The sequence below is a fragment of the Mesorhizobium sp. ISC11 genome, assembly GCF_037162595.1.
Lineage (GTDB): Bacteria > Pseudomonadota > Alphaproteobacteria > Rhizobiales > Rhizobiaceae > Mesorhizobium > Mesorhizobium ciceri.
On record NZ_JAVSPW010000001.1, the window covers coordinates 3,583,385 to 3,606,224 of the forward strand.

The window sequence follows — 22,840 nt, forward strand, 5'->3', positions numbered from 1 at the left end:
CAATGGCATCGATAAGCCGCGTCAAGGAACGCGCCGAGGAACAGTCGACAACGATGAGCGTCGACCAGCAGGCGACGATCCGCATGCTGGCCAACGACCTGCACCGCCTCAACCAGTCGGTTATGAAGGCGGTCGAGGCGGGCGTCTCGGTGGAACTCGTGCGCTCGGCACGACATCACGGCGGCCACGGCAACTGGGGCGATCTGCTGATCCCGGTGATCGTCACGCAGCAGAGCCACGGCTGACTGAAATCCATGCAACCGACCCTTCACCTGCGCAGCCCCTGCGCAGGTGAATTTTCTTTTTATGAAATGCGCGTGTGGACAGTCGAGTACAGTAGCGTTGCTTGAAATTCACTGTCCCGGCGATGATTTCGGGCACTTTTATTTCAACTTGACATAGGCTGCGATCTCACGCCAATTGCGCTCCGGATTCAACTCTGCATTGAAATAGGGGCGAGCTTCTTGGCTGACTTGTGTGCCCGGTGAATCGCGAAGGCGAGACTCCAAGACATCCGAATCTGGTGACCCGCGGCTCAACCACCGAGGCGATCCGTGATCCGTCGCAGGTGCTTGTCGTCGGCAGGTCGCCAATCAATCGCGTGGTGATTTCAAAGATCGTCGAGCGATCCGGGCTCAAGCCGATTTCGGAATCTCCCGACACGGCGGCAAGGATCTTGCGGTCGCTCATTCCCGGCGCGGTTGTCCTTGACGGCGGCGCCGACAACAAGGACTGCGACAATCTGATGTCCAGCATCGACGCGTTGCGCCGCGCCTCGGGCAAATCGCTGCCACCGGTAATCCTGCTGTCAACCAAGAATGGCACCACGGAAAGCCTGGGCCTGTCTGGTGTCATCGACGTGGTGATCGCCAAGCCGATCACGCCCGAACGGTTGCAACCGGTGATCGATCGCCTGATCGGCCGCTGAGGCAATTGCGGGAAAGTGTGTAGCGGTTTTTCCGTCCGGAATCGAAACCAGGTAAGGCCGGGCGACCACGGATCGCCCGGCGATCAGGGATCGATGATGCTTTCGATCAGTCCGGGCAGTTGTCCGAGATCGGATATCTGGCGGAACCTCGATTCGGTTACCGGCGCTTCGACATGCTCCAGCACCCAGGTCAGTTCATGCGGCACATGAACACCCCACCCGCCGGCCTCGATGGCCGGCACCACATCCGACTTCAGCGAGTTGCCGACCATCATGCTTTTCGCCGGACCATCGCCGTGGCGCTTGAAGAGCCTGCTATAGGTGGCAGCATTCTTGTCGCTGACGATCTCGACCGCGTCGAACAGATCGCCAAGGCCTGAGCCAGCCAGCTTGCGCTCCTGGTCGAAGAGGTCGCCCTTGGTGATCAGCACGAGGCGGAATGCGCCGGCAAGCTTTTCGACCGTCTCGCGGGCGTGCGGCAAGGCCTCGATCGGATGGCTCAGCATCTCGCGGCCGGCATCGAGAATCTCCGCTATGACCGAGCCCGGCACGCGGCCTTGCGTGACCTCGATCGCCGTCTCGATCATCGACAGGGTAAATCCCTTGATGCCGAAGCCATAGACAGCGAGGTTGCGCCTTTCTGCCTCCAGCAATCGTGCCGAGATGTGCTCCGCTTCGCCATGGTCGACGAGCATGGCGGCAAAGCGCTTTTCCGTCAGCCGGAAGAACTGCTCGTTCTGCCACAACGTGTCGTCGGCGTCGAAGCCGATCGTCGTCAGTTTGTCATTGCGCCGCATTGAACGCCTCGATTGGAATTGGGACGGCCGAAACTAAGCCGATTGGCGTGTTTTTCAACCGCACCGGGCAATGCCCGACGCGGCTCCCCTTCCCTTCCATAGGAGGGCACGGCTATACTCCACAATCCGCAACCCAATCTGGTGAATGATGCCGCCTGCAAAAAAGGAAGTCCGTCCGTCGAGCCGCGGAGGACGCGCCCGCACGCCTGCCTTCGTGAAAAACCAACGAGGCGTCAAGAACTGGAAGGAAGTCAGCGCCTGGCTGGAATGGCGCGGCATCGAGGACATCGAGTGCATCACGCCCGATCAGGCAGGCGTCGCGCGTGGCAAGATGATGCCATCGAAGAAATTCACCTCCAACACCTCGCTGGCGCTGCCGTCGGCAGTCTTCATGACGACGATATCCGGCGGCTACCCCGAGGATGGCAACGGCTTCCACTACCCCGAAGACGACGGCGACCTCAAACTGATGCCCGACCTGTCGACGCTGACGGTGGTGCCCTGGGAAGAAGACCCGACGGCAGCGGTCATCTGCGACCTCGTCCACCAGGACGGACGCTCGGTCGAGTTCACGCCGCGCAACGTGTTGAAGCGTGTGGTGGCCGCCTATGACAAGCTCGGCCTGAAGCCTGTGGTGGCGCCCGAGATCGAGTTCTACCTGGTGCGCAAGAATCCCGACCCGGACTATCCGCTGACCCCGCCGGTTGGCCGGTCGGGACGCGCGATCGGCGGCGGCGCCGGCTATTCGATCGCCGGCGTCAACGAATTCGACGAACTGATCGACGACATCTACCATTTCTCCGAAAGCCAGGGCCTGGAGATCGATACGCTGATCCACGAGGAAGGTGCCGGCCAGTTGGAGATCAATCTGCGCCATGGCGACCCGATCGAACTGGCCGACCAGGTGTTCATGTTCAAGCGCACCATTCGCGAGGCGGCGCTGAAGCACGAGATCTACGCCACCTTCATGGCCAAGCCGATCCAGGGGCAACCCGGCTCCGCCATGCACATCCATCAGTCGATCATCGACAAGAAGACCGGACAGAACATCTTTTCGGCCGCTGACGGCTCGGAAACCGACGATTTTTTCCACTTTATCGGCGGCATGCAGAAGCATGTGCCGAACGCGCTGGTGATGTTCGCGCCCTATGTCAATTCCTACCGCCGGCTGACACAGGCGGCGTCGGCGCCGGTCAACAACAAATGGGGCTATGACAACCGCACCACGGCGTTTCGCGTGCCACGCTCGGATCCGGCGGCACGGCGCGTCGAAAACCGCATCCCGTCCTCCGATGCCAATCCCTATCTGGCGCTGGCGGCATCGCTTGCCTGCGGGCTGATCGGCATCACCAACAAGATCAAGGCCGAGCCCCCGGTCCTGACAACGGCCAATGCCGACGAGATCGACCTGCCGCGCGGCCTGCTCGAAGCCGTCGACCTGTTCGAGGGCGACGAGGAACTCTGCGCGCATCTGGGCAAGTCGTTCGCCGCGACCTATGCGGCGATCAAGCGCGCGGAATTCGAGACCTTCATGGAAGTGATCAGTCCGTGGGAGCGGGAGTATTTGTTGCTGAATGTGTAGGGGAGTAGGGCAGTAGGGCAGTAGGGCAAGGATGACGGCCAAGATTGAATCGTACAGGGATTTAATTGTCTGGCAGCAAGCTATGGATCTGGCGGTATCGATCTACGAAACAACCAGAGCTTGGCCAAGGGATGAGCTCTACGGCCTGACGACTCAGGTACGCCGTGCAGCCACCTCGGTTCCGCCAACATTGCCGAAGGTTACGGGCGAGAAAGCCGAGCTTCCTATCACCAATTTCTCAGGATCGCCCAGGGATCACTCAAGGAACTGGAGACCCATCTGCTGATCGCGCAACGCGTCGGAATCGCCTCGCACGAGACGAGCGAATCATTGATGGCCCGCAGTGAGAGCGTCGGAACGCTCTTGCGGCTTCTGATCCGAAAACTGTCACCGGAATAGTCCCCACCTACTGCCCTACTGCCCTACTGCCCTACTGCCCTACTGCCCTACTGCCCTACTGCCCTACTGCCCTACTGCCCTACTGCCCTACTGCCCTACTGCCCTACTCCCCTACTCCCCTACTCCCCTACTCCCTGCGAGCATCATGCCCTACCAATCCCCGATCTCCCCCGGCCGTTCCTGGTATGAGGACACGGCCGGCCCGCGGCCTGAATACCCGGCGCTGGATGGCGACCGGACATGCGACGTCGTTGTCATCGGCGGCGGCTTTACCGGCCTGTCGGCGGCAGCGCATCTGGCCAAGGCGGGCGCCGATGTCGTTTTGATCGAGGCGTATCGCTTCGGTGATGGCGCCTCCGGGCGCAATGGCGGTCAACTTGGCACCGGCCAGCGCGCCTGGGCCGAAGACCTGGAGGCCGAGTACGGCTTGTCCCGCGCCAAGGCGCTGTTTGATCTTGCCGAAGAGGCGAAGGCGCATCTCCTCGAATTCACTGCCGCCAACCAGATCGATATCGACTATATGCCGGGCCAGCTCTCGGTGGCGCACAAGCCGCGCTATGTCGATGACTACAAGGCGCATGCCGAGATCATGGCGAGCCGTTTTTCCTACCCGCATATCTCGTTCATGGATGCCAGGGAGACGGCGGAGCGGCTGGGCTCGACCGCCTATTTCGGCGGCACGCGCGACACCGGCACAGGGCACATCCATCCGATGAAGCTGGTGATCGGCACGGCGCGGGTGGCAGCGCTTGCAGGCGCGCAGCTGTTCGAGGGGACTCAATCAACCGGCATCATGTCCAGTGGCGGCAAGGTCAAGGTTTCGACACCGAGAGGCACGGTGACGGCGCAGAAATGCCTGATCGCGGTCAACGCCTATGGCGGCACGCTCGAGCCGGTGAGTGCCGCGCACATCATGCCGATCGGTTCGTTCATCGGCGCGACGGTGCCTCTGGATACGCACTCGGACGTGCTGCCGGGCGGCGAGGCGGTCGACGATTCCCGCTTCGTCGTGCGCTATTTCCGCAGGTCGAAGGACGGACGGCTGCTGTTTGGCGGACGCGAGGTCTATGGCGTCAACGATCCCCGGGATATCCACATCCACATCCGCCGCCAGATCGCGGAACTCTATCCGGCGCTCGGGGATGTCGAGATCACGCATGGCTGGGGCGGCTATGTCGGCATTACCGTGCCGAGAAAGCCGTTCGTGCGCGAAGTGATGCCCAATGTGATCTCGGCCGGCGGCTATTCCGGCCACGGCGTCATGCTGTCGAACTACTTCGGTAAACTCTATGCCGAAACCGTTGCCCGCAACCGCGACCGGCTGAAGCTGATCGAAGATCTGAAAATCCCGCCTTTCCCTGGCGGCCGGCGTTTCCGCACGCCGCTGCTGTTCCTGGCGCTCAACTGGTTTGCGCTGCGCGACAGGATCTAGCCGGCCGGCCTGATGTAATATTGTAATATTTGTTGTAACATTTGTTGCCCGTGCGACGCATTGCGCAATTTCCCGCAAAGGCGCAGAATCCTCTATGTTGGCGTACTGATGCCACAATCGCAGGCGAAAGCTGCCGGTTCTGGGCGATTGTTCGGGGATTGTTGCGGGCCTGCCCGCGTTGTTTTTGGGACCGATGCGGATCAGACGCCGGACTTCCGGCACCGATCGAAAGAACGTCGGCCCGCTTATGGAGGTGGCAAGAGTGAGAGAGCCCTTCAGTTTCGGTACGCCGGAACGTCGGCGCTTTGCCATGCAGTTCGGATACGACATGCGGCCGTCCTTCTGGCAGGAAGTCCGTTCGAACTCGCATCTGGTGATCGCCGCGATCGGCACCGCCGCACTGCTTGGGGTCGCCGCCGTGGCGCTGTGGCTGGCGCTGCCGGCCAGCGACAGGCAAGCGGCAGCGAGCCCCGAACAGACCATTCCAACGGTTCCGGTGAAGACGACGAAAATAACCCCGGTTGGGGCCGCGGTCGCTGCGGCAGCCGTGCCGCAGGCGCGCAAGTCCGACGCAATTCCAACAACTGTGGCGGCCGCGCAAGACAACATTCCCGCACTCGCCGCCAATGACCCGCGCTGGACCGGTTCCCAGCTGAAGGCCGCATCCGCGTCCGATTCGACTGCTCCCAGCCAGGTGGCGGACAAGGCACCCGACAAGCAAACGGCGGCATTCGCGCAGCCGGCAGCCGATACCGATGCCGCCACCGAACTTGCCAAGGTAGCCGCGCCCGGCGCAACCGCGGGCAACCATCCCGACGGGCACAAACCGCCGCCATTCCCGAGGTGCAACCGCAAGTGCCGGCTCAAGAGCCAGCGGCAGAAGGTGATGACAGCCAGGCCAAGGCGAAGCCAAGGAAAGCCGCAGCCGCCGGAACAGGACGCATCCTGAGGGCCGTGACCATGCGAAGCGGCCCGAAGAAAAATGCCGCCGCCATCGGTACGGTGCCAGCCAAAACCTCGGTGCAGGTGATGAGCTGCAAGAAATGGTGCCAGATCACCTACAACGGCAAGACCGGCTGGATCTACAACAGCTACATCAAGACCGGCGCCTGACGCCCGCCGCTCAACGACAGGTCCGTCTCCCTTTCCGATGCATGCCGTCGCTCCAAGATCGCTGTGCGCTTTTGGACGACATGCACCAGGCGTTCAGATGCAGCGGCCGCCGTCGACCTCCAGCGCCGCGCCGGTGATGAAGGCGGCTTCGTCCGAGGCCAGCCAGAGTGCGGCGTTGGCGATGTCGAGCGGCGTCGAGAGCCGGCCGAGCGGGATCGATGCGCGGAACTTCTCGCGGATTTCGGGTGTGTCGGCGCCCATGAATTTCTCCAGCATGCCGGTCTCGCCGGCAACCGGGCAGAGGCAGTTGACGCGGATGTTCTTCGGCGCCAGTTCCACCGCCATCGATTTGGTGGCGGTGATCGCCCAGCCTTTCGACGCATTGTACCAGGTGAGGCCGGGGCGCGGCCGCAGACCCGCGGTGGAGGCCGTGGTCAGGATGACGCCGCCGCCCTGCCGCTCCATGATCGGCACCACGGCGAGTGCCGCGTGATAGATCGCCTTCATGTTGACGGCGGTTATCAGGTCGAAGGTCTCCTCGTCGACATTGAGCATGTCGCCGTTGCGATGGGTGTAGCCGGCATTGTTGACCATGATGTCGATGCGGCCGAACGCGCTTTTGGCGGCATAGATCATCTCGTCGAATTCGGAGCGCAGCGAGACATCGGTCTGGGTCCAGATCGCCGCTTCGCCGATCTCGCCGGCGACGCGCTCAGCGCCCCTGGCGTTGAGATCGGCGACAACGACCCTGGCACCCTCCTGCGCAAAGCGCCTGGCGATGCCCTCGCCAAAACCGGACGCAGCACCGGTGATGACGGCAACCTTGTTTTCCAGACGCATGTTTTTCCCGCTCATGATTGATGACGATCAACCGGCGCGCCGATAGCGCACATCCGCGCGAACCCGTGGCTTCTGGCCGGATTGCTCGAAAGATGTGCGGCCATCGCCGATTTCTCCTTTGGCTTTCGCGTCGATCCCGCTCTATGCTGCAACTGCGAAGGCTTCCGGTGCCGCGCCTGTCGACAAGCCTCCGGGTCATCGGACTGTCAAGGGGCAAGCGCATACACCCAGATGTGACACCATGGCACTGGAAAATTTAAATCGATTAGATTATATCAGCCGCGTCACAGCGACCGGCGTCAGAGCGGACAGACCATGACCAGCCAGATCATCCCCGTCGATCCTTTCGACTTCATCATTTTCGGCGGCACCGGCGATCTGTCGGAGCGCAAGCTTCTGCCGTCGCTCTATTATCGCCAGCGCGACCATCAGTTTTCGGAGCCGACACGCATCATCGGCACCTCGCGCTCGAAGATGAGCGACGAAGAATTCCAGGCCTTCGCCAAGCAGGCGATCTCGGACCACGTCAAACCGGCCGACATCGACGCCAAGGAACTGAAGACTTTCCTGGCGCGGCTGTCCTACGTCTCCGCCGATGCGACGAGCGGCGCCGGATTCGACAAGCTCAAGAAGGCGATCGGCGACAGCGACCGCATCCGCGCCTTCTACCTGGCGGTGGCGCCGGCGCTGTTCGGCGACATCTCGCACAAGCTGAAAGAGCACAATCTGATCACGCCGAACTCGCGCATCGTGCTGGAAAAGCCGATCGGCCGCGATCTTGATTCGGCACGCAAGCTCAACGACCTGGTCGGCGACGACTTCCACGAAAGCCAGATCTTCCGCATCGACCATTATCTCGGCAAGGAGACGGTGCAGAACCTGATGGCGCTGCGCTTTGCCAACGCGCTCTACGAACCGTTGTGGAATTCAGCCCATATCGACCATGTCCAGATCACCGTGGCCGAGACCGTCGGCCTGGAGGACCGCGTCACCTATTACGACAAGGCCGGCGCGCTGCGCGACATGGTGCAGAACCATATGCTGCAGCTCTTGTGCCTCGTCGCCATGGAAGCGCCGTCGTCGATGGATGCCGACGCCGTTCGCGACGAAAAGCTGAAGGTGCTGCGGGCACTGAAGCGCATCAACGGCAACGAAGCGCCGAAGCACACCGTGCGCGGGCAGTATCGCGCCGGGGCTTCGGCCGGCGGACCGGTGAAAGGCTATGTCGAGGAACTCGGCAAGGACAGCAACACCGAGACCTTCGTCGCCATCAAGGCCGAGATCGGCAATTGGCGCTGGTCGGGCGTTCCGTTCTATCTGCGTACCGGCAAACGGCTGGCGACGCGGGTTTCGGAAATCGTCATCGAATTCAAGCCGATCCCGCATTCGATCTTCGGCGACAGCGCCGGACCGATCTTCGCCAACCAGCTTGTCATCCGGCTGCAGCCGGACGAAGGCGTCAAGCAGTTCATCATGATCAAGGATCCGGGCCCGGGCGGCATGCGGCTGCGCCAGATTTCGCTCGACATGAGTTTCGCACAGTCCTTCGACGGCCGCGCACCGGACGCCTATGAGCGGCTGATCATGGACGTCATCCGTGGCAACCAGACCCTGTTCATGCGCCGTGACGAAGTCGAGGCGGCGTGGAAATGGATCGACCCGATCCAAAATGCCTGGGAAAGTGCCAGGCAGGAGGCGCAGGGCTACACGGCGGGTACTTGGGGCCCATCGGCCTCGATAGCGCTGATCGAACGTGACGGGCGGACATGGCACGAGAGCAATTGAACAGCGCCGCCTACAGCTGGAACGGCTTCAGCGGGCGCCAGGAACTGGCGGCAGCCCTGGCCGGCCATGTTGCAGGCAGACTGACCAAGGCGATCGCCGAGCGCGGCACGGGGTTACTCGCCGTCTCCGGCGGCACCACGCCGGCAAAATTCTTCGCCGCCCTTTCAGCGATACCCATCGCCTGGGACAAGGTGATCGTGACGCTGGTCGACGAGCGTTTCGTGCCGGCCTCCTCGCCACGCTCCAATGCCGGGCTGGTGGCCGCCAATCTGTTGCAGAACGCGGCCAAGGCGGCTCGTTTCGTGCCGCTCTATCACGAAGCCACCAGCATCGAGGATGCGGCCTCGTCCGACGATGCAGCGCTCCGATCCTTGCCCTGGCCGCTCGATGTCGTCGTGCTCGGCATGGGGCCGGACGGCCACACCGCCTCGTTCTTTCCCGATGCCGCCGACCTGGCAACGCTGCTCGACCCGTCTTCCGACAGGATCGTGCTGCCGGTTCATGCGGCAAGTGCGGGCGAGCCGCGGCTGACCCTGTCGCTGGCCCGCATCGTCGAAGCCGGCTTCATCGCGCTGCACATCGAGGGTGAGGACAAGCGTATCGCCTTCGACGGCGCGGTGGCGCCCGGGCCGCGAAAGCCAATCCGCGCCGTGCTCGACGCAGCGCAAAAGCCCGTAGAGGTTTTCTGGGCACCCTGATTCTCGATTTACACCGGGCCCGGCAAACGGCGGGAGGATGTTTCCGGGACCTCGCCTGAAAGGACCGATACCATGACCGCCAGACGCGACATCGAAGCCATCACCGAACGCATCCGTCAGCGCTCTAAGCCCGGCCGCGAGCGTTATCTCAGCCGCATCGCCGAGGCGTCGAACCGCGCCGCCAACCGGGCCGTTTTGTCGTGCGGCAATCTCGCTCACGGCTTTGCGGTGTGCAGCCCTTCGGAAAAGCTCGCGCTGGGCGCCGACAAGGTGCCGAACCTCGGCATCATCACCTCCTATAACGACATGCTGTCGGCGCATCAGCCGTTCGAGAGCTTCCCCGCGCTGATCAAGGATGCAGCCCGCGAAGCCGGCGGCATCGCCCAGGTGGCAGGCGGCGTGCCGGCGATGTGCGACGGCGTCACCCAGGGCCAGCCCGGCATGGAGCTGTCGCTGTTTTCGCGCGATGTCATCGCCATGGCCGCCGCGATCGGCCTGTCGCACAACATGTTCGACGCCGCCGTCTATCTCGGCGTCTGTGACAAGATCGTGCCGGGGCTGGTGATCGCCGCCCTCACCTTCGGCCATCTGCCGGCGGTGTTCATTCCGGCCGGACCGATGACATCAGGCCTGCCCAATGACGAAAAGGCCAAGGTCCGCCAGCTCTACGCCGAGGGCAAGGCCGGACGCGCCGAACTGCTGGAGGCCGAGTCCAAATCTTACCATGGACCGGGCACCTGCACCTTCTACGGCACGGCGAATTCCAACCAGATGCTGATGGAGATCATGGGCCTGCACACGCCGGGCGCGTCCTTCGTCAATCCAGGCACGCCCCTGCGCGAGGCTTTGACCCGCGAGGCGACCAAGCGGGCGCTGGCGATCACCGCGCTTGGCAACGCCTATACGCCCGTCGGGCGGATGATCGACGAGCGCTCGATCGTCAACGGCGTCGTCGGCCTGCATGCCACCGGCGGCTCGACCAATCACACCATCCACCTGATCGCCATGGCGGCGGCGGCCGGCATCGCCATAACATGGCAGGATATTTCCGACCTGTCGGAAGCGGTGCCGCTGCTGGCGCGGGTCTATCCGAACGGCCTCGCCGACGTGAACCATTTCCACGCCGCCGGCGGGCTCGGCTTCCTGATCCGCGAACTGCTCGACGAAGGCATCCTGCATGAGGATGTGCAGACGGTGTGGGGCGAAGGCCTGCGGCCCTATGCGGTCGAGGCAAAGCTCGGCTCCGACGGAGGCGTGGTGCGCGAGGCCTCGCCGCGGACAAGCGGCGACGAAAAGGTGCTGGCGCCTTTCAACAAGGCGTTCCAGGCGACCGGCGGCCTGAAGGTGCTGTCAGGCAATCTCGGCCACGCCGTCATCAAGACTTCCGCGGTGAAACCGGAGCGGCGTATCATCGAGGCGCCGGCCAGGGTCTTCGACAGCCAGCAAGGGCTGAACGATGCGTTCAAGGCAGGCACGCTGACCGGCGATTTCATCGCCGTCATCCGCTTCCAGGGGCCGAAGGCCAACGGCATGCCGGAACTGCACAAGCTGACCACCGTGCTCGGCATCCTGCAGGATCGCGGCCAGCGCGTGGCGCTGGTCACCGACGGGCGCATGTCGGGCGCCTCCGGCAAGGTGCCGGCGGCGATCCATGTCACACCGGAAGCGGTCGAGGAGGGTCCTATCGCCAGGATCCACGAAGGCGACATCATCCGGCTCGACGCCGATGCCGGCACGCTGGAAGTGCTGGTGCCGGCCGGCGATTTCGCGCTGCGCCGGACGGCGGATGCCGACCTCATCGGCAACGAGTTCGGTTTCGGCCGCGAGCTGTTTGCCGGCTTCCGGCAACTGGTCGGCCGCGCCGATCATGGCGCCAGCGCCTTCGGCACGGCCTGACGGCAGTTCTGCGCAATCCATGAAAAGGGGCGGCACTTGGCCGCCCTCTTGCGGTTGTGCATACGATTTTATTGCACGGTTAGCTCAGCTCGCTCGCCGGCCTTGACCGTCACGTTGCCTTCTTTCGAACTGTTGTCGGATTTCTCCGAGACGACGGCATAGTCGCCCGCCGGGATCGCTGCCTGGTACTTCTGGTCGAATGCATAGCCAAGCGACTTGCGGTTGCCGTTGATGTCCTTCTTGGCCTCGAAAATCTCGATCTTCGAGGCTCCCGGCGCGGTGATCGCCAGCACGCCGGCATTCATTGCGATTTTCAGATCCTGAAATTCGCCGACCTTGACGGTGAACGGCTGCTCGACAACGGCGAGATCAACCGTCGCAATCAAGACATAGTCATCGGCCGGCAGATCGAATTTGCTGTCGGGTCCGTAGGCATAGGTCACCTCGTCCCTGGTTCCATCGATCTTCTTCTTTGCCTTGAGCACCTTGAAGCCGATGCCTGAACCGTCCGCCTTGTCGCCGCCGGCAGCATAATAAGCATTGGCAACGACATGGCCGACACCGACAATCATGTCCTTTTCCACGGTCTTGCCGGCAGCCAGCGGAATCGTTTCGGTAGCCACCCCCTGGCCGATCGTGACCGTCACTTTCTCGTCGCCGGCCGGCAACACGGCTTTCGTGGTCCCATAGAAGGTGGCGGGCATGTCAGCACCCGGATAATCGATGACGATAGCCGCGCCATCGACGACATCTGCCCCCTCGCTCGGTCGCGGATGGATGATGAGCGTGCCGGCATTCAAGTTGAAGAGAGGCGCGTAGACTTGGCCCGCCTCGATCCTGACTTTCTGCTCGGTCTTGGCCTGTCCGTCGCTGGCCACGACGATATAGTCGCCCGGTTCCAGATTGGCCTTGTAGGCGCCGTATTCGGTACTGACGTAGTCGCCGCGCGTGCCGTCGGGTTTCGCCTTGTAGATCTCCCAGGCGTTGCCGTCAGTGACGGGATCGCCGCCCTCGGCAAGCACCGCTATCGGCAGGAAATTGAAGTCCGGTTTGGCCGGCTCGGGCGCGGGTGCCGGCGCAGGTGCCGGGGCCGGTTCAGGAGCAGGTGCCGGCGCCGCCACGGTCTCGGCAAGCGCCTCCTGCAGCGCCTTCTCGTCGGAGGCCTGGATGTATTTGCCGCCGGTGTTGTCGGCGAGGCAGGCGATCTGCTTGCCCTCGTCGGCGGTCAGGCCGAAGCCGACGACATCGGCGGTGAAGTCGACGCCGGATGCCTCGAGCTCCTTGCCAAGCGCGCAGGGGTCGCCGCCGCATGTTTCGAGCCCGTCGGTGATGAGCACGACGGTCGCCTTGTCCTCGGTGTATTTCAGCGCCTCGGCCGCCTGTTTGACCGCCGCCGTCAGCGGCGTCTTGCCGAGGAATTTCAGGCTGTCGGCGGCGGCCGAAATGGCGCTGCCCGAACCTGCCTGCGGCGGCACGATCAGCTGGATGTCGTCGCAGCTGCCCTTTTCACGGTGGCCATAGGCCATGAAGCCGATCTCGTCGTCGGCGGGGACCGATTGAAGCACGGTTCGAAGCGACTCGCGGGCGATTTCGAGCTTGGGCTTGCCGTCGATCTGCGCCCACATCGAGCCGGAGGCATCGAGAATGATGATGACCTTGTTTGCGGCGAAGCCGAACGTCGTCATCGACAAAAGGAGGATCGCCGCAGCGACGCCCCGTGCAAGTCCCGCCATCGAAATCTCCTAAATCCGCCCCTGATCCGGGCGGCAAGCTATTTGACGCGGCGCCGGGACACAAGTCCGGGCGCCCGGTGCGCAGGGCTGCGGACCCAGCTTAACAAAAGTCCTGACGGCGGCCAGTTCGGCGGGGTCGGCAGCCTTTTCCCCGGCAATAGGAATTTTTTCTTGACACCATGACCTCAGCTAAGGTACATATTTGGCTATGGTGCTGATTTGCGCCGGTGACCCGCCGCAATAGGCGGGTTTTTCGTTTGATGCACCCGTCAACCTACGCGGGGCGAAGGCTCCGAAAGAACCCATTAACCCGAATTCATAGCCCTGGCCCGATGCGCGGGGCCGAATGCCGAACTCTCAACGAAAACGAAAACCAGCTTAGTAAGTCGTGCGGCGTTCTTCCGAAGGCGGCCTGCCGAATTGCAGCCGATAGCTCTGGGCGAAGTAGGAATGCGAGGTGAAGCCCGTCGCGATCGCCACGTCGAGGATCGGCATGTTGGTCTGGCGCAGCAGTTCGCGCGCCCGCTCCAGCCGCAGCCGCATGTAATAGCGGCCGGGCGTGACGCTGAGATGGCGCAGGAACAGGCGCTCGACCTGGCGCACCGAAAGGCCGGCGGATTTGGCCAGCTGTACCGCCGAAAGCGGCTCGTCGAGGTGGTCGGCCATCAGTTCGACGATGCGCCTGAGCTTCTCCGACTTGCCGGTCAGGTCGCGTTCGGGTCCGACGCGCTGACGGTCGCCGGCCGAGCGGATGCGTTCGTGCTGGAACTGGTTGGCGACGCCATTGGCGAGGTTCGAGCCGAAATCGCCGCGCACGATCTCCAGCATCAGGTCGATCGAAGTGGTGCCGCCGGCACAGGTGTAGCGCTTGCGATCGATCTCGAAGACGTTGCCAGTGCAGTTGATGTCGGGGAATCGCTCGACGAAGCCGGCACGGTTTTCCCAATGGATGGTGCAGCGATAGCCTTCGAGCTGGCCGGCCTCGGCCAGCAGGTAGGACCCGACCGACAGGGCACCCAGCGCATTGCCGCGCCGGCCCCAGCTTCGCAAAGCCGCCAGCACCTTGCTCTTGCCGGGGAATTCGGTCGTCAGCCCGACCGAGACGAAAAGGATATCGACCGGCGGCAGGTCGGCAACGGCGTAGTCGATCTTGAGCGGCAGGCCATTGGAAGCCATCACCGGATCGCCATCGGCCGACACCGTGGTCCAACCGTAGAAGTCGCGGCCAAGCAACCGGTTCGCCGACCGGAACGTATCGATCGCGGCAGCCAGCGAGAACATGGAGAACTTGTCTACCAGCAGGAATGCGAACTGCCGGCCGCCTTGAACGGGGTCAGTCATGACCGGCCGTTCTGAGGGAACACTGGGGTTCGGCAAAGCTGCAGCTTTCTGGCGGGTCAGAAGGACGGCCGTTTCAATCCGGCCGCAAGGTAGGCGGAGGCTAACGTATTGGCCATCAGCATGGCAATGGTCATGGGGCCGACACCGCCGGGCACCGGTGTGATGGCGCTGGCGGCCCTGGCCGCTTCGGCATAGGCGACATCGCCGACGAGGCGGGACTTGCCCTCGCCCTTTTCCGGCGCCGGGATGCGGTTGATGCCGACATCGATGACGGTGGCGCCTGGCTTCACCCAATCACCCCTGATCATCTCCGGCCTGCCGACGGCCGCGACAAGGATATCGGCGGTGCGGGCCAAGGCCGGCAGATCCCTGGTGCGGCTGTGGGCGATGGTGACGGTGCAGTTGGCGGCAAGCAGCAGGTTGGCCATCGGCTTGCCGACGATGTTGGAGCGGCCGACGACGACGGCGTTGAGGCCGGACAGGTCCTTGCCGCGCACCCGCTCGATCAGAAGCATCGAGCCGGCCGGCGTGCAAGGCACGAACGCTGTTTCGAGTTCACCGGTGCCGAGCTTGCCGACATTGATGAAGTGGAAGCCGTCGACATCCTTTTCCGGCGCGATGGTCTGGATGATCTTGCCGGCGTCAATGTGGGCCGGCAGAGGAAGCTGCACGAGGATGCCATTGATGGCCGGATCGGCGTTGAGGTCGCCGATGATCTTCAGCAATGCCTCTTCGGAGGTTTCGGCCGGCAGCGTATGCTGGACGGAATGAAAGCCGCATTCCTTGGCGGTGCGCGACTTGGACGCGACATAGACCTGACTGGCCGGATCCTCGCCGACGATGACCACGGCAAGACCGGGCTTGGCCTTGCCCTTGGCGACAAGTTCAGCCGTCAGGGTCTTGACCGTCCCCACAACGTCCCCGGCAACGCTCTTGCCATCAATCACTTCAGCCATGGACCACCCTCAACACCAGAATGCCCAAGCGCGTCGCTTCCGGAAGCGACGCGCTTTTCGATCTTTCACAGCGTGGCATCTTCACGAAAAATCCAACATGCAATCCCGCCAAAGCGCCGTCCCATGCCGTTTACGCGAAACCGGCATGTTTTTGTACGGCACCGCGCAGATTTTTGTGGCTCAGAAGTAGCGGCGGCGCGTGCGGCTCTCGGTCAGTTCGCGAACCGCTTCGCGGAATTCGCGCAGGCTGGCGCGGATTTCCTCGATTGGCGCTTGCTGCTCGGCATCCTCCACGGCCTGCGACGGCTCCGCCGAGCGCTGATGAGGCTGAGGCGCCTGCTGCTGCGCGACGGGCGGCTGTGGATAGGACTCGGAAGCGGGCTGAGCCGGATCGGGCTGCTGCCCGGCATTGGCGGCCGGCATCGATTGCGGATAGGGATAGCCCGGCTGCTGCGCGTAGCCCAATGGCTGCGCGTAGGGATAGAGCTGCGGCCCGGAATATGGCCGCTGCGTCATCATGGGAGGCGGCAGTGGCGGCTGCGCCGTCTGCTGCGGATGGCCGCCGGGCTGGAAAGGTGGTGCCGGGTATGCTGTCGCGACCGCCTGCCGGGGCTCGAAGGCCGGCGCCGGCCGGGGATAGGCGCGGTATTGCGGATCCTGCGTTGGCTCCCCGTTTTCGGCAGAGGCCCATTCGACGGTATCGAACGGCTCCTCCCGGGATGGCCTGCGGGAGACGGACTTCTGCAGCCTCGACAGCAAGGCACCGATCCGGCCGGGACTTTCTGCCGGCGAGGCCTCGGCTTGCTGGACAGGCGGTGGCACGGCCGGCGGTGGTGATGCAGGCGGGGGTGTCGATGGCTGCGGCGCTGGTGGTAATGGCGGCGCCGGCGGCGGCGCTGCCCGATATGCCTTGTCTTCGTAAGGCGTCCGGCGTTCGTCCGTGCCATGGTCGCGACGCGAGCGCGAATTGGCGGTGTCACGCAGGCTCTCATAGGCGCCACGCATGGCTCCGAGGCCAATGCCGGAGGCGAAACCTAGCAACAGGCCGGCAAGCGCGACCACGACCCGCGACGGCCCGTTCGGCTCGAGCGGCGCGAAGGCCTTCGAGATCACATTGATGTTGGCTGTGTTGATGTCCTTCTGCTCGCCGGTCTCCTTGGCGCGCAGCAGGTACTGTTCGTAGACGGAACGCTTGGCGGTCGCCTCGCGCTCCAGTTCGCGCATCGACACGAGGTCGCTGTTGACGTCGCCGCTGCGGACCTTCAGCTGCGCCAGGCGAGAGGCAAGATCCTGTTCGAGTTGGACGGCGCGCTTGAGGTCGACCTGCAGCGACGAGCCGATGCGGCGCAGCTCCGAGGCGATGCGGTCGCGTGCGCCGGCAATCTGGGCATTGATCGCCTGGAGTTCGGGGTGACGCGGGCCGAGCCGGATGGCGGCGCGGTCAGCTTCCTGCTTGAGCGAAGCATATTGCGAACGCAGATCGCTCATCGTGTTGGAGTTGATCTCCTCCGGCAAGGTGCCGGTGAGAACCGAATTGACGTCGACCGAACGCGCCGAGGCCGCCCGGGCGTTGAGTTCTAGGGTCCGGGCGCGCGCGACCGACAGCTGCTCGTTGAGTTTCAGCATCTCATCGTCGCTGATGAGATGGCCCTGCGCGTCAACGAGATCGTGCGTGGCCCTGAAATCCTCGACCTTGCGCTCGGCTGCCTCGACGCCCTTGCGCAACTCGTCGAGCCTGGCCGTCAGTTCGTCGGTGGCGCGGCCTGCGGTGTCCGACTGTATCTGGCCGAAAGTCTGCAGGAAGACATCCGTCATCGTGTTGGCGATGAGGGCCGATTTCTCGCCATTCTGCGTGGTGGCGCTGACGGTGATGACGAAGGTCTTGCCGCCGCGCTCGACCGAAAGGCTCTCAGCCAGGTTGCCGACAGCAAGCGCGCGGCGACGGCTGTCGTCGACACCCCCCGGCCCATCATTGCGGGACAGGATGGAGCGAATGAGCGACATGACGCTGAGGCCGCCGCCGCCTTGCCCATTGAATTCCGGGTCGTTGACCAGATTGAGCTTGTCGACGACCTTGTTGAGAACAGTGCCTGATGTCAGCACCCGAACCTGGTTCTCGACGATGGCCAGCGTGGCGTCGGAAGCGACGACCGACTGGGTGAGATCGCGGTCGGTGAGCTTCAGGTCGCGCGGGTCGACGATCAGTTCGGTGGTGGCCTCATATTTCTTCGGCGTCGACAGCGCAATGGTGATGCCGAGCGCGGCGCCCAGCAGTGTCGTCGTCACGATCAGCAGCTTCGACTTGCCGACACCGCGCACCACCTGCATCGGATCGATCAGCGGCTTCCACTGCTGGCTGTCGGTGCCGTCGTTTCGGGATAACGACGCGTCGCCTGCAGCGTAAGGTTCCGATGTATGATCGGCGCGACGTGCGCCAGCGGTTTCGGCGGCACCGGGCTGTGTCCGTGGCGTGGTTTGCGCGCGGTACGATGTTGAAGCTTGCTCATGATCCCCGTCGGTTGCGACCGGATCCCCCGACAGTTTCGGGTTGCGCGCCTCGCGCTGCGAGCGGGCGAGGCGATGACGCGTGGCGGCATCCTCGCGCCATGACGGGTCTGCCCGGTCGCCGATCGAGACCAGCGACGCGTCGGGTTCGTCGCCACGCACAGCCTGGCCCAGCGCCAGCAATGAGCGCTCGCGCTTCCAGTCTTCGCGGTTTTCCCTGTCGACCATCGTCTGGAACTTTACCCTTGGCGACCTGCGAACGGAGATTGGCCATTCGTTAAGCCACGCTAAACAGGCATGGAAAACAAAAGGTTAATTTTCCCGCGCCGAAGCGTCGGTTTCTCGTTTCGGTTGCATCTATTTTCGACACAAGCCCAGCCGCCAGAACGGCACGTTAAGTTTTCCGGCCTAGGCTCTCCTTGAGACATGACGCAGGCCAGTGACATACCGCAAAGGCGGCCCCTCGCCCGGATCGGCAGCTTTTTGGCCGAACGACGGGGGCTGCTTCGCGACTATTTCTCAGCGATCAGCGGTGCCGGTGGGCGACTGGTGTTTTCGCTGGCCTATTTCATCGCGCTGGCCAACACGCTGTCGATATCCGAATTCGGCATGTTCGCCACGGCGTCGGCGGCCGGCGTCATGCTGTCGCGCATCCTCGCTTTCGGGTTCATCTCGGCGCTTTACCGCACCGCCACCATCCGTCCCAATCTGATCGGCACCTTTTCCGCCGGCTTCCTGCTGCTCGGCGTGCTGTCGCTGCCGCTGCTGGCCGCGGCCTCGTTCGGCGTCTATCTGCTTTTCTTTGCCGACACCGTGCCGCTGTCGGTGTTTGCGGCAATCGTCTTTGCCGAAGCGCTGTTGTGGCGGCCGGTCGAGGTGGCGCTGATCGTCAACAACGGCCTGGGCAAGTTCGGCCGCGCCGCGCTGCTGGCCATCCTGGCGACCGCGCTGCGGGCGCTCGGCGCGGTGCTGTTCATGTTCTCAGCGCAACACAGCGTCTGGATATGGTCCTGGTTCTATATCGGCGCCAATGCCGCCTCGCTGCTGATTGCCTTCGGCTTCTTCTACCCGCGCCAGAGGCTGCGGCTGCGCGTCGAGCTTTATCTCAGGCGATTGGCCGATTCCATCTATGTGGCCGGCGCCGAAGTGCTGTTCTACCTGCAGATGGAGTTCGACAAGCTGCTCGTGCTGGCGATCGGCGGCCCGCATCTGGCCGGCATCTACGCCATCATCATGCGGCTGGTCGACCTGACGGCGATTCCGATCCGCACCTTCTCGATGATGCTGGTGCAGCGTATGATGCGCGCGCCGGAACTGCTGTCACGGCTGGCGGTCAGGAGCGGCATCGAAGGCGGCGTTTTCGCGGTGTCGACGCTGGCGCTCTTGACGCTCGGCATCGTGCTGCATTTCTTCCCCAATGCGCTCGGCAAGAATGTCGCCGAGGCCGCCCCGCTGGTGGTGCTGGCAATCTGCGTGCCGGGATTGCGCAATCTGGTCGAATACCAGGCCGAGCTTTTGTTCGCACGCGGCCAAACGCTGGTGCGGGCGCTCAATCTCGGCCTGCTCGCCGGATTGAAGGCGCTGTTGCTGACTTATGTGCTGACGACCATCCTCGACACGCCGAAGCTGGTGCTGTCGCTCAATGTCGTGTTCCTGCTTTTGTATCTCGCCTCGACGCTGCTCACCTATTCGGCGATGCGCAAGCCGGCAAAGCCCGTCTAGGGCTTTCTCATTTGTGCATGACTTCTGGACAAACGGAAATCGTTTGTCCGAGAAAACCGGTTTCCGCTTTTCGGGATGATCTAATCCAACCCAATCAGACGGCGGATGCGGCCGATATCGGTGCCGATGAAGGATTGCATGCCGATCGCCACCTGCTCCGGCGCCATGGCGGCAACGAAGCGGCGGAACTCGTCATCCGAAAGCGCTTCGCCGGTCCAGTGCACGCGGCAGAACTCTTCGGAACCGTGGAAGTGGCCGGCTCCGTCCAGCAGATCGTCGACATAGCGGCCGTAGATCATGCATTCGGAGAATTTGCGCGCCGAGCCGACGACCTCGACCCAGTTGCGACCATGGACCCTTTCGATCGCACCGCACATCGCCAGCACGGTGTCGCGCCGCCAGGCGATCAGCGTCGAGATGTAGTCATGGTTCGACGTCCGGGACGGGTCGATGCCGAGTGCTGAGCCGGCGTTGCGCGACCAGATGCGATGCTCCTCATGACCTTCGTCCGCCAGCACACCGTCGCGGCGGAACAGGCGCACCTTGCCGTCGCGCCAGAAGGCGCTGCAGTCGAAAGGTTTCAGGAACGCAACATCGGAATCGCAGAAGATGAGCACGTCTTGAGATGCATGCGCCGAGATGGCGATGCGGCGCAACTGCTGCACATGCCAGCCGCGCAGCGGCTGGGTCTTCAGGCTGAGCCAGACGCGCCGGCGAAACAGGCTGAACGGGTCGTCGAAGGCGTGCAGCCAGCGCGGCAGCAATTCACGCTCGTCGACGACCGTGCGGCGGCCGGTTTCCAATTGGCGAAACAGACCGACATCGCGATGCTCGACCAGGATGTAATGGTGCGCCGCGCCGGAAACGTGGCGATCAAGTGTCTCGCACAGCAGGCGACAGCGCTCGAAATCGGGGGCATAGCTTGCCGTCACGATGGCCGCCGTCGGCTGCCGAAGCGGGCTTGGCTCGACAGCGGCACCTGGCACGAACCTGCTGTTCATTTGGTATCTCCCGCGGCTTCGGGCGCAAGCGAGAATTTCTGCCTGACGACGCGCAGCAGGAACAGCGGGTTGCCGACCACATAGCGGCGCCACAGGCGGCCCGGCTCGACAGCCAACCGGAACAGCCATTCGAGCCGCAGCCGGCGCATCCACAAGGGCGCGCGGGGCACCGCGCCGCTCAGGAAATCAAGCAACGCGCCGACGGCGATCGGCAGCGTGCAATGGCGCGCGTCGATATGGCGTTCGATCCACAATTCCTGGCGCGGCACGCCCATGGCCACGAGCAGCACGTCGGGCCGAAGCGCGGCAATCCGGTCGACGATTTCCCGCTCCTGCGAAGGGGGGAAATAGCCGTCATGGATCACCACGAACCGGTGCTGCACGGCCAGTGCCGCCAGCTTGACCGACGCCGCTTCTGCGTTGACGCGCGTCGCGCCGAGCAGCCCGACGGTCAGCGGCGTCGTCGAGGCCTGCAGGAAGGCCGGGACGAAATCGGTACCATTGAGATTGTCGGGAAACGGCGCCCCGTAGAGGAGCCTCGCCGCCAGATCGATGCCGATGCCGTCGGGCAGGATGAGGAAATCATCGAGTGCTTCGGCGAACACCGGGTCGGTATAGGCGATGTTGGCATTGTGGGCGTTGAGGAAACTGACCTTGGTGAAGCGCCGCTCGGCAATCAGCCGGTTCAGCAGGGCGATGGCATCGTTCCAGCGGACCGCAACCACCGGGATGCCAAGGATCGTCTTCAGCGTGTCGAGCCCGAACGCGGCGCGGGCGGAATGCATGTTCATGCAAACGCCTCCTGCCTGAGAGGGGCGAGCTTTTCGAGGCCGAGCCGGATGGCAGCGTCGAGCGCCTTGACCTGCGAGCCCCGGAACGCGCTGCCGTCAACGTCGCGGATGTCGGCCGCCGCAGCCTCGAGCGCCCTGGCGAAGGCAACGGGATCGTCGGTGACGACGCAATTGGAAGGACGGTGGTCGATGCCGCGCAGCGAACGGCTGGTGGCGACCGAAGGCAGGCCGAGTTCGAAGGTTTCGATTGTCTTCAACTGGACACCGCTGCCGGCGGTGCTGATCAGCGGGATGACGGCAGCACCGCGCACGAAAGCCTGCGCGTCGGGCACGCGGCCGACAAATTCGACACCCGGATGCTTCGACGCGACGCCCGAAGGCATGTGGCCCGCAATGCGGATGCGGAAATCGGGCCGCAGATGCGGCACGACCTTGCCCAGGAACCAGTCGAGGCCGATGCGGTTCGGCTGCCAGGTCCAGGTGCCGATCAGTGCGGCGTCGCAGTCGATGCGGCGCGGGCTTTTCAGGGTTGGCGCCTGGGCACCGGTCACCAGCGGCAGCACCGCCGAGCGGTTGTCGGAGGCGACACCGAGCGCGGCGCGGTCTTCCTCGGCCAGGGTGAAGACGAAGCGCGCCCGGCGGCAGAGACGCTCTTCCATGGTCTTGAGCAGCCTCGCCTCGCGGCGAAACAGCAGGCGCTGGAAGAGGCTGCCGGCGGCAGCGGCATTCTCCCGCGCCGAAAGATGCTCGACATTGTGGGCAACGAAGATCGAAGGCCGCTCAGCGAACAGCTTTTCGAAGGCGCCAGCGAACTGCACGGAATTCAAGACATAGCCGTCAAACGGTCCGGCACGCTCGATGGCAGCGAGAACATCGCTGTCGGACACGGCGCGCAGCTTGACCGACGCGAAGGTGAGGCCCGAAAGCAGCGCCTTGCCGACCCAGGCCAGCTTTTGCCGCGCGGAGGCATTTTCCGTGCGCACGTCGATCGCACCCAGCACCACGGTGTTTTCGGGGTCGGCCGCGGGCTTCCCCGGCCAGGTAAAGCCGATGACGGTGACGCGCGCGCCAGCGCGCCGCAAGGCAGCGATGATCGCAGCGTTGGCGATCTCGTAGCCCGAGGCGAGAGCGCCGTCGGGCACGATCGATGTGGCGAACAGCAGATGCATCTTACCTATCCAGTGGTGTAGCCGGTAGCAAAGTGCGGTGAACCCTTGATTAAGCCTGCACATTCGACGGCCGAAAGCCGCTGCCTGGCGGGCTTCTCCGTGCAAGGTGATTAACGAAACCTTATCAACCGTGGTGCTACCAGAGCCCAACT

General features: G+C 63.7%; 19 protein-coding genes and 1 pseudogene. 11 read left to right on the forward strand and 9 right to left on the reverse strand.

What is annotated here, in order from left to right; all coding sequences use genetic code 11:
* The first annotated feature begins 2 nt into the window (after positions 1 to 2).
* Together RPF88_RS17600 and RPF88_RS17605 are read left to right on the forward strand one after the other, a co-directional pair.
* Positions 3 to 245 carry an SMc00767 family acetate metabolism repressor gene (locus tag RPF88_RS17600; protein ID WP_337122741.1) on the forward strand — a complete coding sequence of 81 codons (243 nt, stop codon included), beginning with the start codon at positions 3 to 5 and terminating at the stop codon, positions 243 to 245.
* 278 nt (positions 246 to 523) lie between these two features.
* Positions 524 to 928, forward strand: a complete 405-nt coding sequence (locus RPF88_RS17605; protein WP_224621462.1) for a response regulator — start codon at positions 524 to 526, stop codon at positions 926 to 928.
* An 83-nt stretch (positions 929 to 1,011) separates the two neighbouring features.
* Here the strand turns inward: RPF88_RS17605 and RPF88_RS17610 are convergent, their stop codons facing one another.
* Positions 1,012 to 1,725: an HAD family hydrolase gene (locus tag RPF88_RS17610; RefSeq protein WP_013530243.1), complete on the reverse strand. Its 714-nt coding sequence runs from the start codon at positions 1,723 to 1,725 to the stop codon at positions 1,012 to 1,014.
* A 145-nt stretch (positions 1,726 to 1,870) separates the two neighbouring features.
* Between RPF88_RS17610 and RPF88_RS17615 the strand changes: the two genes are divergently transcribed.
* The 5 genes and pseudogenes from RPF88_RS17615 (at position 1,871) to RPF88_RS17635 (ending at position 6,251) form a co-directional block, all read left to right on the forward strand.
* The gene (locus RPF88_RS17615; protein ID WP_027035719.1) at positions 1,871 to 3,307 is read left to right on the forward strand and encodes a glutamine synthetase family protein; all 1,437 of its coding nucleotides are present in this window, start codon (positions 1,871 to 1,873) and stop codon (positions 3,305 to 3,307) included.
* A 31-nt stretch (positions 3,308 to 3,338) separates the two neighbouring features.
* A pseudogene (locus RPF88_RS17620) lies at positions 3,339 to 3,706 on the forward strand (four helix bundle protein).
* 145 nt (positions 3,707 to 3,851) lie between these two features.
* Positions 3,852 to 5,138, forward strand: coding sequence for an NAD(P)/FAD-dependent oxidoreductase (locus RPF88_RS17625; RefSeq protein WP_337122744.1), 1,287 nt, complete (start codon positions 3,852 to 3,854; stop codon positions 5,136 to 5,138).
* A 262-nt stretch (positions 5,139 to 5,400) separates the two neighbouring features.
* Positions 5,401 to 6,087: an SH3 domain-containing protein gene (locus RPF88_RS17630; protein ID WP_337122745.1), complete on the forward strand. Its 687-nt coding sequence runs from the start codon at positions 5,401 to 5,403 to the stop codon at positions 6,085 to 6,087.
* Between the two features lie 11 nt (positions 6,088 to 6,098).
* Positions 6,099 to 6,251 carry an SH3 domain-containing protein gene (locus RPF88_RS17635; protein ID WP_337123882.1) on the forward strand — a complete coding sequence of 51 codons (153 nt, stop codon included), beginning with the start codon at positions 6,099 to 6,101 and terminating at the stop codon, positions 6,249 to 6,251.
* Between the two features lie 93 nt (positions 6,252 to 6,344).
* Here RPF88_RS17635 and RPF88_RS17640 read toward each other — a convergent pair whose 3' ends face one another.
* Entirely contained in the window at positions 6,345 to 7,091 is a 747-nt protein-coding gene (locus RPF88_RS17640) for an SDR family oxidoreductase (RefSeq protein WP_337123883.1), read from the reverse strand.
* Positions 7,092 to 7,406: 315 nt separating this feature from the next.
* Between RPF88_RS17640 and zwf the strand changes: the two genes are divergently transcribed.
* The 3 genes from zwf (at position 7,407) to edd (ending at position 11,470) form a co-directional block, all read left to right on the forward strand.
* Positions 7,407 to 8,876 (forward strand): glucose-6-phosphate dehydrogenase, encoded by a 1,470-nt coding sequence (gene zwf / locus RPF88_RS17645; RefSeq protein WP_013530236.1) that lies wholly within the window; start codon positions 7,407 to 7,409, stop codon positions 8,874 to 8,876.
* Positions 8,858 to 9,574: a 6-phosphogluconolactonase gene (pgl, locus tag RPF88_RS17650; protein WP_063170066.1), complete on the forward strand. Its 717-nt coding sequence runs from the start codon at positions 8,858 to 8,860 to the stop codon at positions 9,572 to 9,574. The genes zwf and pgl overlap by 19 nt, the downstream gene beginning before the upstream one ends.
* Positions 9,575 to 9,646: 72 nt before the next feature.
* Positions 9,647 to 11,470, forward strand: coding sequence for a phosphogluconate dehydratase (gene edd / locus RPF88_RS17655; RefSeq protein WP_337122747.1), 1,824 nt, complete (start codon positions 9,647 to 9,649; stop codon positions 11,468 to 11,470).
* Positions 11,471 to 11,538: 68 nt separating this feature from the next.
* Here the strand turns inward: edd and RPF88_RS17660 are convergent, their stop codons facing one another.
* From RPF88_RS17660 to RPF88_RS17675, 4 genes are all read right to left on the reverse strand, one after another.
* Positions 11,539 to 13,203, reverse strand: a complete 1,665-nt coding sequence (locus RPF88_RS17660; RefSeq protein WP_337122748.1) for a vWA domain-containing protein — start codon at positions 13,201 to 13,203, stop codon at positions 11,539 to 11,541.
* 378 nt (positions 13,204 to 13,581) lie between these two features.
* The gene (locus tag RPF88_RS17665) at positions 13,582 to 14,544 is read right to left on the reverse strand and encodes a GlxA family transcriptional regulator (protein WP_013530232.1); all 963 of its coding nucleotides are present in this window, start codon (positions 14,542 to 14,544) and stop codon (positions 13,582 to 13,584) included.
* Between the two features lie 56 nt (positions 14,545 to 14,600).
* The gene (gene folD, locus RPF88_RS17670; protein ID WP_013530231.1) at positions 14,601 to 15,500 is read right to left on the reverse strand and encodes a bifunctional methylenetetrahydrofolate dehydrogenase/methenyltetrahydrofolate cyclohydrolase FolD; all 900 of its coding nucleotides are present in this window, start codon (positions 15,498 to 15,500) and stop codon (positions 14,601 to 14,603) included.
* A gap of 180 nt (positions 15,501 to 15,680) precedes the next feature.
* Positions 15,681 to 18,233, reverse strand: coding sequence for a GumC family protein (locus RPF88_RS17675; protein ID WP_064994592.1), 2,553 nt, complete (start codon positions 18,231 to 18,233; stop codon positions 15,681 to 15,683).
* 198 nt (positions 18,234 to 18,431) lie between these two features.
* Between RPF88_RS17675 and RPF88_RS17680 the strand changes: the two genes are divergently transcribed.
* Positions 18,432 to 19,727, forward strand: coding sequence for a lipopolysaccharide biosynthesis protein (locus RPF88_RS17680; RefSeq protein WP_337122749.1), 1,296 nt, complete (start codon positions 18,432 to 18,434; stop codon positions 19,725 to 19,727).
* Positions 19,728 to 19,807: 80 nt separating this feature from the next.
* On the opposite strand, the gene RPF88_RS17685 is transcribed toward RPF88_RS17680, so the two are convergent.
* From RPF88_RS17685 to RPF88_RS17695, 3 genes are read right to left on the reverse strand one after another with little or no spacing between them, the layout of a single operon-like run.
* Entirely contained in the window at positions 19,808 to 20,728 is a 921-nt protein-coding gene (locus RPF88_RS17685; protein WP_337122751.1) for a DUF6492 family protein, read from the reverse strand.
* Positions 20,725 to 21,519, reverse strand: coding sequence for a WecB/TagA/CpsF family glycosyltransferase (locus RPF88_RS17690; RefSeq protein ID WP_337122752.1), 795 nt, complete (start codon positions 21,517 to 21,519; stop codon positions 20,725 to 20,727). The genes RPF88_RS17685 and RPF88_RS17690 overlap by 4 nt, the downstream gene beginning before the upstream one ends.
* Positions 21,516 to 22,688, reverse strand: a complete 1,173-nt coding sequence (locus RPF88_RS17695; protein ID WP_337122753.1) for a glycosyltransferase — start codon at positions 22,686 to 22,688, stop codon at positions 21,516 to 21,518. The genes RPF88_RS17690 and RPF88_RS17695 overlap by 4 nt, the downstream gene beginning before the upstream one ends.
* Positions 22,689 to 22,840: the final 152 nt, after the last annotated feature.

What these genes read in the sequence shown, in the direction of transcription:
- RPF88_RS17600 (WP_337122741.1), top strand. Translation starts at nt 3, where the DNA reads ATGGCATCGATAAGCCGCGTCAAGGAACGCGCCGAGGAACAGTCGACA.
- RPF88_RS17610 (WP_013530243.1), bottom strand. Translation starts at nt 1,725, where the DNA reads ATGCGGCGCAATGACAAACTGACGACGATCGGCTTCGACGCCGACGAC.
- RPF88_RS17615 (WP_027035719.1), top strand. Translation starts at nt 1,871, where the DNA reads ATGATGCCGCCTGCAAAAAAGGAAGTCCGTCCGTCGAGCCGCGGAGGA.
- RPF88_RS17625 (WP_337122744.1), top strand. Translation starts at nt 3,852, where the DNA reads ATGCCCTACCAATCCCCGATCTCCCCCGGCCGTTCCTGGTATGAGGAC.
- RPF88_RS17635 (WP_337123882.1), top strand. Translation starts at nt 6,099, where the DNA reads ATGCGAAGCGGCCCGAAGAAAAATGCCGCCGCCATCGGTACGGTGCCA.
- RPF88_RS17640 (WP_337123883.1), bottom strand. Translation starts at nt 7,091, where the DNA reads ATGCGTCTGGAAAACAAGGTTGCCGTCATCACCGGTGCTGCGTCCGGT.
- zwf (WP_013530236.1), top strand. Translation starts at nt 7,407, where the DNA reads ATGACCAGCCAGATCATCCCCGTCGATCCTTTCGACTTCATCATTTTC.
- pgl (WP_063170066.1), top strand. Translation starts at nt 8,858, where the DNA reads ATGGCACGAGAGCAATTGAACAGCGCCGCCTACAGCTGGAACGGCTTC.
- edd (WP_337122747.1), top strand. Translation starts at nt 9,647, where the DNA reads ATGACCGCCAGACGCGACATCGAAGCCATCACCGAACGCATCCGTCAG.
- RPF88_RS17660 (WP_337122748.1), bottom strand. Translation starts at nt 13,203, where the DNA reads ATGGCGGGACTTGCACGGGGCGTCGCTGCGGCGATCCTCCTTTTGTCG.
- RPF88_RS17665 (WP_013530232.1), bottom strand. Translation starts at nt 14,544, where the DNA reads ATGACTGACCCCGTTCAAGGCGGCCGGCAGTTCGCATTCCTGCTGGTA.
- folD (WP_013530231.1), bottom strand. Translation starts at nt 15,500, where the DNA reads ATGGCTGAAGTGATTGATGGCAAGAGCGTTGCCGGGGACGTTGTGGGG.
- RPF88_RS17675 (WP_064994592.1), bottom strand. Translation starts at nt 18,233, where the DNA reads ATGGTCGACAGGGAAAACCGCGAAGACTGGAAGCGCGAGCGCTCATTG.
- RPF88_RS17680 (WP_337122749.1), top strand. Translation starts at nt 18,432, where the DNA reads ATGACGCAGGCCAGTGACATACCGCAAAGGCGGCCCCTCGCCCGGATC.
- RPF88_RS17685 (WP_337122751.1), bottom strand. Translation starts at nt 20,728, where the DNA reads ATGAACAGCAGGTTCGTGCCAGGTGCCGCTGTCGAGCCAAGCCCGCTT.
- RPF88_RS17690 (WP_337122752.1), bottom strand. Translation starts at nt 21,519, where the DNA reads ATGAACATGCATTCCGCCCGCGCCGCGTTCGGGCTCGACACGCTGAAG.
- RPF88_RS17695 (WP_337122753.1), bottom strand. Translation starts at nt 22,688, where the DNA reads ATGCATCTGCTGTTCGCCACATCGATCGTGCCCGACGGCGCTCTCGCC.